This window comes from Bradyrhizobium sp. USDA 3256 (assembly GCF_054058275.1).
The window spans coordinates 4,848,904-4,861,441 of the sequence record NZ_JBSSAE010000002.1 but is presented as its reverse complement, the minus strand read 5'-3'; the positions used below and the strand labels follow the sequence as shown (position 1 = coordinate 4,861,441).

Here is a 12,538-nt window from a genome sequence, read left to right as displayed (position 1 = left end):
GCCGCGCCGAAAGTGGCGTCTGCGTGATAAGTTCTCCCTGCGATCGAGCAGACCAAGAGAGTCGTGCTAGCCATTGAGGATGGCAGCCGCACATACGAGAAGCAGAAGAAACAGTGGCACGATCACCGGTGGGACGATCCACTCCGAGGCACGAAAGCGCGACATCGAACGCTCCTGCTAGTCCGTTGGCGGGAGCGCACGTGACCCTCAGTCACCGGTCGATGCCGTTGATGATACGGTGATGCCTGCCACCCTACGCCTGTGGCTGGCCGATAGCGAGCACTAAAATGCCGTGTGCCGGTAGCGATGCTAAAGTAACTGCACGGCGAAGATCTGGAACAAGCGCTGCGTCATATAGTCCTGATCGCGCAGTACGCATTCATCCGTTTGTCTTACCCGCCGTGAAAGCCTTGTTCGGGTGGCTCGGTCGCCACCTCTAACGAGCGCACACAGCCGAGAAAGCATTTCGAATGAAGATCAATGTCGGATTCGAGATGCTCTATGATTTTCCGCAACCGACGCCCGTGATCATGGTGCTGGGCACTCACATCTCTCGCGCCTCAGACATCGTCGTTCCGGATTTCTTGATAGCAGAGCCTGCGGTACCGATCATGAGGTATCGCGGCTCATTCGGCAATTGGTGCAGCCGCATTGTCGCGCCTGCCGGGCGCATGCGGCTCGCAGCCGATGGCTGTGTACGTGACTGCGGCTTGCCAGATCCAGTGTTTCCATCAGCTGCTCAGCACGCTGTGGAGGACCTGCTTGCTGACACCTCGCTATATCTGCTCGGCAGTCGTTATTGCGAGATGGACCGTCTCTCCGATATCGCCTGGACTTTGTTTCAGAATACACCGTCGGGCTTGGCCAGGGTGCAGGCGATCTGTGAGTTCGTGCACAACCATATTTCGTTCGGATACGAGCATGCCAGTTCCAGCAAGACGGCGTTTGAGGCGTGCCACGAGGGTAAGGGTGTCTACCGCGACTATGCCCACCTGGCCATTGCGTTCTGCCGCCGTATGAACATCCCGGCTCGATATTGTACTGGGTATCTGAGCGATGTGAGCGCGCCGAAACCTTGGGCTCCGGGCGATTTCGCTGGCTGGTTTGAGGCCTATCTCGGAGGCCGATGGCACACCTTCGATCCCCGCAACTTCGTGCCGCGGATCGGCCGCATCTTGATCGCATACGGGCGCGACGCCGCTGATGTTCCCATTACCCAGACATTCGGGCAGAATTCTCTGGTCAGTTTTAGGGTCTGGACTGACGAGATCGCGTAGTGAATGAGCCATCGCCTATTCTTGGAACGGGCCACTCGCAGAGCGATTTCCGGTTTTCCAACGCAGGGTACGAAAATTCCCGCAGCCCGAATAGGGACGTCACATGGATAAGCTGATCAGGCCGGGTCAACCTGACCGCAGCAAGATCAACATGAACGAGGATGATGAGGTCAAATACTGGGCCCGCGAACTCGGTATAACGCGCGCTCGCTTACAGCAAAGGTAGGCAATTCTGCCGCTGCAGTCCGCAAGGAATTGACATGGTGAGATCGAACCGGAGCATTCTCGCAGGGCTGCTCCTCCTTGTTGATGTTGCTCTCACGATAAGTCTGTCAGGACTGCTTGTCGGTCTTCTCAAGTTGGTTTGGTGACAAATTCGGATGCTCGTTGCGTCTGCCAAGTTCTCGCTCTAGCCGAACGGTCAGAGCGCATCTCTGCAATTCGTGTCCACGTCAGTAATGGTGAGGGGCGCATTGGATGAGGATCGAATAGTCGCTTTCGCCGCATTTGGGAGCAGATGCCAAACGTTTGCTGAGGCGCCTGAAGCTTATGCGGCTCTCCTTGAAGAGGAAGGAAACGACGAGAGGCTCGCCAACTGAATTACTTCGTCTCCGGATGCAACGCGGCCTTCTTCGCTTCTATCTCGGCAAGGCTAACCTTGAGGCGGTCCGTGGTGAGCGGATCAAAACGCTGACCGAGTGCGCGTCGAAACATGTCGATCTGCATTTGAAGCTCGTCGCACTGCTTGCACATGAACGCTCCGCACGGCTTTACTCTTTATTGTCTCGCAGTGCTTTTCTTTCCATGCGGGCGCTGGCGCTCTCATAAATCGCCCGGCGCAGCTGCGCAGTATGTTCGTCAAAAGCATCCGTGAGGGTGCGCCGTTGGGAGCGTAGACGCTCGCCTTCTTCGATGGCTAGCTGAGCGCGGGCAAGCATTGGATCGGCCATGGCCTCAGCACCTTTGCACGATCATGCAAGCTTCGCCGTGTCATAGGCTAAGTACCGACCGGATCCGAAGTCCCCTTACGAAGACTTCCCTCTCCGCACTGGCTCTCCTCTTGCGGGAAAGGCTCATAGGTCTTTCGACCCAGGAACGTGTCGGGGACGGGCACTTTCAAAGCGTCGACACCCTTCGCCACCATCTCACGCATTCGAACTTCGAGTTCCATGAGCTCAGAAGCCAGATCGCGCGCTCGATACATATGCCTGCGCTTGTGCATGGCCACGCCCTCGCATGGTGCAGGCGGGTGCCAGACGCGTTGCAGCTTCCCTGGTCTCGCGGAGCTCTCGAAGCCGCGCCATGTTCTTGCGAACCTCGATGGCTTGCCCTCCGACCTCCGCTATCGCGCGCGCTCCTTCTTCAGCGGCCAATCGCTTTCGGTTGGCACGCGCCATGCTTTCGGGCGACGATTCTGCTGGCCTCCTGACGCTCATGCTCACCACCGTTCAACAAGCAAAACCCGCTCAATCCTGAGATCGAGCGGGCAGCATGGCCGTTTCAGTACATCCGTGAAACGACACGACGAAACTCACGCCAGCGAGAGGCTCTCAGCGCTGACCTTGCCCCGCATCCTGTCGGTCTTGACCTCGTAGTGGACCTTTTGTCCCTCTGCGAGACTCGAAAGACCGGCCCGTTCGACGGCGTTGATGTGAACGAACACATCGCTGCTGCCGTCTTCCGGCTGGATAAAACCGAAGCCCTTTTGGCTATTGAACCACTTAACAGTACCTGTCGTCATCTTGTTCTCCAAAGCGCACGAGAGCATGCCGCGTGACAACCACGCGATAATTTCAACTTCGTCGATGTCTTTGGAAAAGGAGCCCGCGAGCGCGTTCAACAAGGCACAGCGGCTCATCGAATACAGTCTACATTTACGCTATGTGCGGCCCATATACAAGGGGTGGGGCTGATTTGTTTCAGTTGGGCGTCTCCGCCGCCGATCGAGAGCTTCGAACGGGCCCGCCGACGGAAGCCTAATCGATTGACACGGCCGTACGGTAGTGATCCGGTCATTCTACCAACCGTATCAGCACGGCGAGCAGGCCGGCTTGTTCGAAGCCGGCGATGAATTTCGCCATTACTCTCATTCCCACATCGTGAACGTCCCTGCGCGAAGGCTGCGTGCAGGACTATTCCAGTTCGCAGCCACCGGGGAGTTTTGATGCAGGTCCTTGTTCGCGACAACAATGTCGACCAGGCACTTCGAGTCCTGAAGAAAAAGATGCAGCGCGAAGGCGTCTTCCGGGAGATGAAGCAACGCCGCGCCTATGAGAAGCCTTCGGAAAGAAAGACGCGAGAAAGGTCGGAGGCCATTCGTCGGGCCCGCAAGCTCGCTCGGAAGCAGGCGATCCGCGAAGGATTGCTGCCGGCGCCTCCGAAGAAAAAACTTCCAGAGCGCAAGCCGCCTTTGCCGCAGGTCACCGTCACCCAGCAAGGATATCGGCCGGGCTGACTCCGCTGACGTAAAACACGGGTCCGAAATGTCGCGCGAGACTTATCGAAAGCCGGATGGTCTCAGAGAGGCAGAGCTTCAATTCGTTCAGTTGGATTGTGGCAGCGGATATGTCTAGGAATCGGATGGGTTAGAGGCATGTTGAGGAAATGAAAACCTATTTCACGCCTCGCTTGCTAGAGGTCACCGTGACGCCTCAAGAGCCCACGCGCTGGAAATGGCATGTTTCCGAAGCAAACGTTGAGCTGGCCTACGGGTACGCGACCAGCCGAGAAACGGCGCAGATTGAGGGTGATGACGCTCTATTCGCTATGCTCTCTGTGGGGTTCCCGAAATAGCTCCTAAGCGTCCAGGACCCCAACCCAGCGCACAAGATCCTTTGTAAAGGCATTGCGAGGGAGCAGAAGTCTGACTGTGTCAATAACGAGGAGCGAAATCTGCATATCATCTGCTGCCGCCGAAAGGAAACGCGGATGATCCGCTACTACTTCGACATCAGAGACGACACCGGAATTTATCCCGATGAGGAAGGGATGGAGTTTGCAACGCAGCGTGAAGCTGAAGTCGAGGCAGCAAAATCGCTGGCGGGCCTAGCGCGTGACCTCGCCACTCTGGACGATCGACCGGACCTCTCGGTTGAGGTGAGACCGTCGTTGGACGCGTATTCCAAGCCGCTCTCATTTTCGACAGAAGCGAGACGAAGCAGTAACTGCGCTGCAGCTGGCGGCGTTGCTCGCTGTCGGTTCCTGGTCTGCTCACAATTGCCTAGCTTGAGATCCGCTGCTCCGCCATGAGCCATTGATGGACGATCTGCCATTTGTCCTCGGCGCTTGACCGAAAATCCAGTAGTGTTGGCTCGCGTCTGGCTTTGATTTCGAGGAAAAATCGCCGCACGTCGCGTGCGCAGGCTTTTCCATCAAGCGGCTGCGTCTTGATCCAGTGGTCCCATTCGCGAACGATCGCCTGCCTCGCTTCGCGATGACGCGACGTCATCTAGCGGACCCTGTTGTCGGTTTGACGGGATGCTTGGATTCTCGCGCCAATCGCTCGGCCTTGAGACGCTCGCGGTTGGCCTGGAATGCTTTGCCAGCTTTGGCTTGCTCGCTCGGTGCGGCCTCCACTTTTCGGAACATCTTGTTGGCTTCTCGCGCCGCGGCGGTTGCGCCCTGGCGGCCGAAGACTCGGTCTCTGATTATCCCTGGCACTCGATCCTCCCTAAGTTATGAGACGGGTCTCGGGAGACACGACTTCGGCTTAGGCCTCGGTGTGTTCGTCCGTCGCCGGCGGCGGCCTTACGATTCACGATCTCTTGCCGCCTTCGTCCGGTTCCAGCGACTACGCCTCCATTACGGAAGTTGCTAGAACAAACTGTCTGCCGACTTGTCGAGTCGTCTTAAAGAGCCGCCGGTTTCGTCGAGGTGACCCACCAGTTCACTGGAGAGCCGATAAATCCTATTGCCCTTCAGATCGTAAAGCTTCCGGCCCTTAAGGTCGAAAATAACGGAATCGATCACTACGGCGACGTGCACGCCATCACTGTTGACTATGTCGCCCTTCAAGCGTGGACTCCCTTGTTTTTCACTACATCGGTGGTGTGCGACTATCATGGCGTCCTGAAGTCGATGCTTCTCGGGATGATCCCGGCGGGCACACCTTCGAACTCGCCCGCCATGTATTTGACGGTGGCGCGGGCTTCAATGCGCGCTCGGAGTCGCATGAACTGTGCTTCGCGCTCGCTCGATGCTGCGCGTCCCACGCCTTCCAGCTCATCCATTGCGGAGGTCGAGTCGAGCAGGGGATGACCTTCGCGCCGTCGCACATCGAGAACCGGACGATCATGCGGTCGTACGCGAAACTGGTGAAACATACTTGTTCAAGTGCCATGCGACTCATCCGTTGCCGTTGGCCGAAGCCGGCACAGCTTCAGCCCTGTCCATCGAGCCGGGCAAAGTCCGCCAGAATCGCCGCGACAAGATCGCGATGCCTTGTGTCGCCCGGCGATAGGCTCGCAGCATAGATATTCAGCACGTACCGTGCCTTGGCGGCGGCTTCCGGCCAAGAGGTCGTAGCGACCGACATTAGTCCGCTTTCCAGCACGCTCTGCCGTTCGCGCAGCTCCCGCGCACGGCTCTCGACATCCGTCATTGCGCGACGGATTTCCGTCGCCTTCTGCGCCACCATCCCGCGATGCTTGTCGAGATCGAGCGGCTCGTCAGTCATCCGGCGTGCTCGCGTCGATCCGTTGTGCATCCGCCAGATCGATGGAGCCGATGGAAAACATTTCCATCCTGGAACCATGCGAGCCTGCCGGCACGATGATCATGGTCGCAACTCGGCGATAACATGCGAAGGAAAGTCCCTCGATCATCTCCTCGTCTGTGATGACCTGGTAACTTCCGGCAGGCAGGGGATGATCGATGCCCCTGATCTGGAACGAATGCTTGAAGGTGACAACTTCCCGTCGCGAGCGAGTTGCCATGTGCGCCCGCCTTTTGCCGATGCTCGGGCGCCGATGTCGGCTCGCCCATAAGCCACCATGCGCTCTTTCAGCCGCATTAGCTACCGCTTTCTCGCGGTCCGATGTCGCGGCCGGAGCGCCTCAAGCGATCGCTGTACCGCCGGCGAACGCATCATGATGCGCCCACTGTTTCTCCTGCTTTTGACTACTGTGAGGGCTCTATTGCAGGCGCATCGGGCGTTGACGACCTCTCGCGCCGGCGAGGCGAATATGGCCTCACTGGAAACGCCTGATCTCGAAGGTGAACGTCGCCCGTAAGACCGGTCCATCTTCGTCGCGAACGTTGATTGCAAGACGGCGTGCAGGAGCATCGATCGTGCAGCGTCGAATTTCATCCTTGGCCAAGTGTGCCAGCGCCAAGGTTGCCTCGTGCTGCATAACCTCCAGCGAAACGAGATCTATCCCCTGTTCGTCGGGGATCATCTGGTCACCTTCGCGCTGATCGAAAAAGTACCGACGCATGCAATCGCTCCCGAATTAGGCGGGAGCGCTGTAGCGTCTCTCTGTCACCGGAAATGCCCAAATCGGATCGGTGATGGTGCCAAGCTAGCCGACTTCCAAGCATTCCTCAATCTTGGACGATGGGTCAGTTCGATCGTGGTGAGGTTGGGGCTGGTATGTTGACCGGCCACGGCGCATACTCAACAGATGAAAAAACGCATCGGCTGGACGACTCGCCCCTCCATTGGAGGCAGATACGCAGTGGCCGAATTCCTCGACGGTGGTGTAGTCGGCAATGGACTCATTACCTTCGCCACCAAGGCGCAGGCCCAAGAATTCATTGATTCCGGCCAGGCCGATGAGCTGGGGGCGCGTGGTTCCGTCCCGAAAAGCCGCGAATGACTACGCGCGAGACCCTGCGCGACAAATGGACCGTAGACCTTGAGTGTCCACGTTGTGGGAGGCTCGACGTGGCACGGCTCTCACAGGCGGATGGCTACGCCTATGTGAAGGGGGACACCGCTACACGCGCCGATCATGTGCCGGCCGGGTTTGCCTGCATTGATCCGGAGACCAGCAGCTTTCAATGCTCGCAATGTCAGGTGCTGATACCGTGACGTTTATGACACGAATGACAATTTGCGGGCGCAGCGCGCCGCAGAACAGAACGTCCTTTACACCATCAAGCCAGCCATATAGCGTCCGTGTACAGGTTAGCAAAATGCTCACCTCGAAGCTGCCCATGAAGTAGCGACTTCCGAAGTCGCCGCCTGTCGTCGTAGCAGCAGCTCACGTGCCATCGGAAGGCGCAATCATAACATTGTGTTTATCACAGCGCGTCAGCGTCGCAGGTGCGTCTCTGCGCGCGCTCAAGAAAGGCGACCTTCATGAAACTTCCTGCAATCTTGCAAGGCGAGGCACGGACCCGCTTCCTTCAAGGAATCGCGTTCGGCGCGGTGGCAACCATGGCGATTGGATTTATCTGGGGTGGTTGGGTCACGGGGGAAAGCGCCAGAATCATGCGCGCCACGGCGGAGACCAGCGGCCGGATGTCTGTTCTGGTACCGCTTTGCGTCGCCCAGTTTACAGCCACGGACGGCGCTCTCGCCAAATTCAAGGCAGCAAGCGCTTACTCCAGAGAGAACGTCGTCAGCGAAATCGTGAAGAATGTGGCATCCACGAGCATGGACTACTCGTTCGCCAAGGCTTGTGCCACCGGGATCGAAACCGAGCTCGCAACCACAGCGACAAAGAGTTGACGAGCGCACCGGCAAGCCGGACCGAGACTGTGCGTTAGAAAGTACATAGCTGTTCGGTAGAAAATGGACGACGGTCCTGAAGAGCGGTCAAGATGTCGCGCCAGACGCACTTTCTCGTTCAATGCTTTGACCCTGCGAAAGGCGATCAGTTAAAGGCCGATGCGCCAATTGCGTGCCGGAGCGAGGAAGGTGCGCGTCGAACTGCCGAAAGGCTCGCCATGAGCAGGGCAGGCGTCGTTGCCTTCTCGACAAGCTCGGATACCGAGACGGGCGACCATGACGACCAGCCCACTGTGTTCTTTCGAGCAGGTAGGGTGCCTGCTGAATTCGATTCGATGCCTTGATATCTATTTTGCGTCACTGCTCCTTCAGCAATGTAGACTGGCAGGCGCTCTGCCTGAGCCGAAAAGGATCAGGACAACTACGGCGGCGGCTGAGCCCGAAAGATCGGATCATGGCAGCTAACTCTCGATTCCAGCGAGATGGTGGCGCAACGATCAATGCAGGAGCCTACAACAGGACAAGTGACTGTTTTGCCCGTTGGCTTCTCGGAAAGTGTCGGATGGGAGTGGCCTTCCTGGAAGTAGAGTTTGGTTTCGTACCCATATGGCAAGCGACCATGTGAAGGAAATTCGATGCGAAGTATTGTTGCAGTGTTGGTTTTGTTTACATGCGCGCAAAGCGCCATCGCCAAGGGGCCGGACTGTCGCGCCATCGGAGGCACGGTCGCACGCCTGGCCTGCTACGACGCGGCCTATCCTCCGAAGTTGGAAAAGCCCACGATCGTTGAAAACGACGCGGGTCGGCCTCCATACCAAGACCCGTTTGCAGCAGAAGAAGCTCGGACAGCTGCCAAGCTGAAGACTATCTGCCGCGGCTGCTGAAATATCTCGGAACAACGCTACTCGTTCGCCGTCGCAGCATGCGACGGCTGGATCATGATGACACGGATCTTCTGGCTGGCTGCGAGCCCGCTGCATCCGGCGCTGCCTGGAAGATCTTGGTCTGTCGTCTGGTTTCCGTCGGGGCCGAAGCACCGGTTCGCCAAAACCTTCCCTAGCGAAGCGACATCGAGTAGTTTACTGCTCATCACCGGTCAAGGCTTGCCCCGTGGGCGTCCGTGACTGAGAGACCGTCGTGCTCCCGCCTACATAGCAAGGGGAGTGCGCCATGGCCGAACCACTCAGTGAACAGTCCTTAGAGCTATTCGACCGCGCTCAGCGCGCTATCGACCGCAGCGTGGAGCTTCGGGCACAAACCGAGCGGGGCATGGCGGAAGCCCGAGATCGGGTATTCCAACTTGAGCTCGCCATGTCCCGGCTGGGCGACACGGAACGGCACTGCGAGCGTGGAGGTGATCGCCGTTCGGCTTTCGGGAGGACTTAGATGGCGACAACGCTGCAACTGCGACTACGCATCCCTTCCAATTTGGCTCGACTCCGGAATCCGACAAGTATCTTACGCCATCGCCGCACGGTTCTGTGGCATCTATCGGTGAGACCGATCGCGCTCCCGCCCCAGCTCGAAGCCGCTTCGGGTTCTCAGCGAAGGATCGACCCTTCCCAAGGATCAACTTTCCCAATCTTCTTGGCGAACTTATTCACTCATCCGTCTCTCGATGCTAGGCGAAATGAAATTCGCGAATCCGTGAACGCCGCCGCCCGGGTCGAGGAACGGTGCCGGCGGATGTCAGCGCGTCTGACCGTCAAGCGGAAATCATACGATCAGCAAGAGCATCGCCGCTCGCCCCATAGGCGACGGTCGCCTTTTTTGAGCGTCACTTTCCTGGCCGAGATGCTCTGTTCATTTTGACGGAACAATCTGAAAAAGGCCGGCTTCAGCGGCCTTTTCACCACGCTCGTCAACGGGAACGATTTGGTGGGCGTTCCTCCAAATCCCGAAGCCGTTCGATTTGCGCTCTGAGACTCTCCGGTTGCTCCGGCTCAAGCTTCAGCGACGCGCGCAGTTGCTGTCCAATGACTTTAAGAATCGCTCGGCTGTGCTTGTGGTCTATGTCAATGCGGTCGGGCATAGCGAAGTCTCCTTTGGGCAGAGAAACGCGCCTACCCTCCCGCCGGCTTTCCGCCTGCGAGCACGGTGCTCCATTCAATGGAACTGGAGACCGGAACGTTTGGCTATCTGCGCGGGCGCTTGTATTTGAGAACAGGGGGGGTCCCGTTGTAGGACCTTTGGCTATCCGCGACATGCGCCGTGTAGTTGACGGCGAGCGACGATCTCATGAATCCAAGTCGCGCCTAGGCATTCCGTTCCAGATTTCCTTACCCTTACGGCGGAGATAGTTCCGGCTGGCTGCCTACCAATTCCAGGCACTGACCCACTGCCGGGGTCAGCCCCTCCGTCTGGTGGCTTGAACCATGGCTCGGCTGTCAGGTTCAACTGGTCGCTATGCACCTGAAAGCGGACCCATTATGCTCGACTTGAGTTTTTGTCGTTCATGACCCTAAGGCGACATTGCATTCCTTCAATGAGCCGGCGCACGGGAATTAGGTTCTCCACCGCGCGGTGCTCGTGCTTTTAGTTGGCCTCTGTGTCGCTCTACGCGACCCGCTTTATGCCTGGCGGCTGCCATGTCCCTTCGCCCGGCGGCAAAATCGAAGGTGCTTCGGTCTTCGGCCAGTAGAGCCGCATAACAAGATAGATTGTGTCGTTAGGCGCCGGCAGCCAGTTTGCTTCCTTGTCAGCGCCGGGCGACTTGTTCTGGATGTAGAGCGTTAGTGATCCGTCCGCATTCTTTTTCATGTTCGGCAGCATCGGCGAGTTGATCAGATAGCGGTTGATGGGATTTTCGATCAGGAGCTGGGACTTGCCGTCATACATCGTCAGCGACCAAAACGCGTTCACCGGTGGCTGCTGGCCCGGTGCGAATGTCAGGGTGTAACCGTACTTGCTGCCGTCGAGCGTCTGACCATCGCTGTCAACGCGCGTGAACGGATAGGTCGCTTCCGCCGGGTCATTCCCATAGATGCCGGCCTGAGCGGCGACGGCACGCTTCATCCAGTCGCCATTGTAGTGCGCGCTATCGCCTGGAAGGCCGCTAACCCGCCAGCCATTGATTGTTTTGCCGACATTGGCGACGGCCTCGTCAACCTTCCGCTGGCCTTCCTTCATGCCAAGGCCGATCTCCAGTTTCTGCTCCAGAGGGAGGTCCTTGAAGTTGAAGGTCTTCCCTGGCCCGACGCCGATGCGTGCGAGCTTGGCGCGTATCTCCTTCTCATTACCCTGCGCCGGCGCGAACCGCAGCGCGAAGTCAAGAAACTCGAAGAAGTTGGTCTTCACGAGTTCCTTGTCGATCTTCGGGAAGTCGATGATCGGGGCGGCCGGCGGCGGCGGCCGCTTCAGGTAGGCCGATAGCAGCTGCACCTTGTAGCCAGCCTGAACCTTCTTGACGTTGTCGAGATCATCCGGGCCGAAAAGCTGGGTGCGATAGCCCGCAAGGGAAAACTGTGTGCTCGAACGAAACACCTGCTTGATACCCGCCGGGGTGTCGCCCTTCCAGTCGGGCCCGACCACCATGTAGTCGCCGGCCTCGCTCCCTGTGGCACGGGTGCCGATATAGCCGAAATTGTAGGTATTACCGTCGCAGAGCATGACCGAGTAGTAGCGCTTGGGGGCGATTGCCGGCACCGAGAGCACCACCGGCTCCGCCCGCAGATCCAGCCACGCGAACGAATAAGGCGTGTCGCTGTTTGGCGTCACGATTGCCGTATCTTTATAGGTGAAGACATTAGGTTCATTCTTGATCTGATTGAACGTCGCCTTGAACTGTCCCGAATTCCGATCTACTGCGTACTCGTACATGACGGCATAGTTCATCACGATTGGCAGGCCGTAGATGAACCCTTCCTCGGCAATGTCTTTTGCTTTGAAGAAACCTGGGCGGTCGTCGCTGGTCTGTGCGTACAGGGGGACGGACTTCGCCGTTGATGCAATGATGACAGCCGATGCGGCCGAACGAAGAAGATCGCGTTTAGTAAACATTTTCGGCAGTCCTTCCAGTGGCTTGTGCCAAAACGCGCACGCTCAGATTGAGTAGTTAGAGAAGTTTCGCACATGCCGCGATGGCTGACTATGCAAAATCAGCAATCCTAAGCCGGCCCGGAGGTCCGTTGTTGGCCCTTCTCAGAAGTCCGACAACGTCCGCTTTCGCGCCGGTATTGTGGAGACAAGCGGACATCGATCCACGCGGTTAATTTATGAGTACGCGGCGTAGTTAGATGTTTAGAGTAGCCTGATTAGGCGCAACGACACTCCGCGAATCGGCCGCGTCCTGATCGCGCAAGGCCGCGATGCGGCGGATGTTCCGATCGCCCAAACTTTCGGACCCAACATGCTCGTCAGCTTCAAGGTGCGGACTGATGAACTTGTGTAAAGCGCTTGCCTTGGGCGATTGGGTACCAGGCGGCTGAGATTGATCTCGCTAATTGGTTAGTAGACTGCTACACAGTTCGCATCACCGCGCGCTACGTGGCTGTTATCGGTGACTGAGAGCGTTGCGCTCCCGCCTCAACCCAAGAGAAGGCGGTCAGATGTCAAATTCCGACAAATTCGACATTCGTGAGTGGCTCGT

General features: G+C 57.9%; 17 protein-coding genes and 3 pseudogenes. 9 read left to right on the top strand and 11 right to left on the bottom strand.

The genetic code is table 11. The features are described 5' to 3' along the window. The first annotated feature begins 470 nt into the window (after positions 1-470). On the top strand, positions 471-1,277 hold the full coding sequence (locus tag ACVWY5_RS24905) for a transglutaminase-like domain-containing protein (RefSeq protein ID WP_028337485.1): 807 nt from the start codon (positions 471-473) through the stop codon (positions 1,275-1,277). Positions 1,278-1,380: 103 nt separating this feature from the next. Then, a pseudogene (locus tag ACVWY5_RS24900) lies at positions 1,381-1,544 on the top strand (DUF3606 domain-containing protein). A 333-nt stretch (positions 1,545-1,877) separates the two neighbouring features. Here the strand turns inward: ACVWY5_RS24900 and ACVWY5_RS24895 are convergent. From ACVWY5_RS24895 to ACVWY5_RS24880, 4 genes are all read right to left on the bottom strand, one after another. Then, positions 1,878-2,003, bottom strand: coding sequence for a hypothetical protein (locus ACVWY5_RS24895; RefSeq protein WP_321176858.1), 126 nt, complete (start codon positions 2,001-2,003; stop codon positions 1,878-1,880). 44 nt (positions 2,004-2,047) lie between these two features. Next, entirely contained in the window at positions 2,048-2,227 is a 180-nt protein-coding gene (locus ACVWY5_RS24890) for a hypothetical protein (protein ID WP_028337486.1), read from the bottom strand. 225 nt (positions 2,228-2,452) lie between these two features. Continuing rightward, on the bottom strand, positions 2,453-2,713 hold the full coding sequence (locus ACVWY5_RS24885; RefSeq protein WP_321176857.1) for a transcriptional regulator: 261 nt from the start codon (positions 2,711-2,713) through the stop codon (positions 2,453-2,455). Between the two features lie 95 nt (positions 2,714-2,808). Then, positions 2,809-3,018, bottom strand: a complete 210-nt coding sequence (locus ACVWY5_RS24880; protein WP_028336986.1) for a cold-shock protein — start codon at positions 3,016-3,018, stop codon at positions 2,809-2,811. 423 nt (positions 3,019-3,441) lie between these two features. On the opposite strand from ACVWY5_RS24880, the gene rpsU reads away from it, so the two are divergent. Beyond that, entirely contained in the window at positions 3,442-3,732 is a 291-nt protein-coding gene (rpsU, locus tag ACVWY5_RS24875) for a 30S ribosomal protein S21 (protein ID WP_028336985.1), read from the top strand. Between the two features lie 473 nt (positions 3,733-4,205). Continuing rightward, a pseudogene (locus ACVWY5_RS24870) lies at positions 4,206-4,441 on the top strand (DUF6894 family protein). A 56-nt stretch (positions 4,442-4,497) separates the two neighbouring features. On the opposite strand, the gene ACVWY5_RS24865 reads toward ACVWY5_RS24870, so the two are convergent. The 6 genes from ACVWY5_RS24865 to ACVWY5_RS24840 all read right to left on the bottom strand — a co-directional run bounded on the left by ACVWY5_RS24865 (position 4,498) and on the right by ACVWY5_RS24840 (position 6,712). Continuing rightward, positions 4,498-4,725, bottom strand: a complete 228-nt coding sequence (locus tag ACVWY5_RS24865; RefSeq protein WP_028336983.1) for a hypothetical protein — start codon at positions 4,723-4,725, stop codon at positions 4,498-4,500. Between the two features lie 365 nt (positions 4,726-5,090). Then, positions 5,091-5,291 carry a hypothetical protein gene (locus ACVWY5_RS24860; RefSeq protein WP_028336982.1) on the bottom strand — a complete coding sequence of 67 codons (201 nt, stop codon included), beginning with the start codon at positions 5,289-5,291 and terminating at the stop codon, positions 5,091-5,093. Between the two features lie 44 nt (positions 5,292-5,335). Continuing rightward, complete coding sequence (locus ACVWY5_RS24855; RefSeq protein WP_456671702.1) at positions 5,336-5,599, bottom strand: DUF1488 domain-containing protein; 264 nt, start codon at positions 5,597-5,599, stop codon at positions 5,336-5,338. Positions 5,600-5,655: 56 nt separating this feature from the next. Continuing rightward, the gene (locus tag ACVWY5_RS24850) at positions 5,656-5,952 is read right to left on the bottom strand and encodes a hypothetical protein (RefSeq protein ID WP_028336981.1); all 297 of its coding nucleotides are present in this window, start codon (positions 5,950-5,952) and stop codon (positions 5,656-5,658) included. Beyond that, a complete protein-coding gene (locus tag ACVWY5_RS24845) occupies positions 5,945-6,211 on the bottom strand; it encodes a hypothetical protein (RefSeq protein ID WP_028336980.1) in 267 nt (88 codons plus the stop codon). Before ACVWY5_RS24845 ends, ACVWY5_RS24850 begins: the two co-directional genes overlap by 8 nt. A gap of 255 nt (positions 6,212-6,466) precedes the next feature. Beyond that, positions 6,467-6,712: a DUF6894 family protein gene (locus ACVWY5_RS24840; RefSeq protein WP_028336979.1), complete on the bottom strand. Its 246-nt coding sequence runs from the start codon at positions 6,710-6,712 to the stop codon at positions 6,467-6,469. Positions 6,713-6,898: 186 nt separating this feature from the next. Here ACVWY5_RS24840 and ACVWY5_RS24835 point away from each other — a divergent pair, with 186 nt between their 5' ends. The 4 genes from ACVWY5_RS24835 (at position 6,899) to ACVWY5_RS24820 (ending at position 8,834) form a co-directional block, all read left to right on the top strand. After that, entirely contained in the window at positions 6,899-7,093 is a 195-nt protein-coding gene (locus ACVWY5_RS24835; protein ID WP_080667231.1) for a hypothetical protein, read from the top strand. A 68-nt stretch (positions 7,094-7,161) separates the two neighbouring features. Beyond that, on the top strand, positions 7,162-7,308 hold the full coding sequence (locus tag ACVWY5_RS24830) for a hypothetical protein (RefSeq protein ID WP_321176856.1): 147 nt from the start codon (positions 7,162-7,164) through the stop codon (positions 7,306-7,308). A 270-nt stretch (positions 7,309-7,578) separates the two neighbouring features. Further along, positions 7,579-7,950: a hypothetical protein gene (locus ACVWY5_RS24825; protein WP_038377845.1), complete on the top strand. Its 372-nt coding sequence runs from the start codon at positions 7,579-7,581 to the stop codon at positions 7,948-7,950. Positions 7,951-8,585: 635 nt separating this feature from the next. Next, the gene (locus ACVWY5_RS24820) at positions 8,586-8,834 is read left to right on the top strand and encodes a hypothetical protein (protein ID WP_080667230.1); all 249 of its coding nucleotides are present in this window, start codon (positions 8,586-8,588) and stop codon (positions 8,832-8,834) included. A 1,672-nt stretch (positions 8,835-10,506) separates the two neighbouring features. On the opposite strand, the gene ACVWY5_RS24815 is transcribed toward ACVWY5_RS24820, so the two are convergent. Further along, positions 10,507-11,949 (bottom strand): DUF1254 domain-containing protein, encoded by a 1,443-nt coding sequence (locus tag ACVWY5_RS24815; RefSeq protein WP_028336976.1) that lies wholly within the window; start codon positions 11,947-11,949, stop codon positions 10,507-10,509. A 259-nt stretch (positions 11,950-12,208) separates the two neighbouring features. Between ACVWY5_RS24815 and ACVWY5_RS24810 the strand changes: the two are divergent. Continuing rightward, positions 12,209-12,340, top strand: a pseudogene (locus tag ACVWY5_RS24810) (transglutaminase family protein); the annotation flags it as partial. Positions 12,341-12,538: the final 198 nt, after the last annotated feature.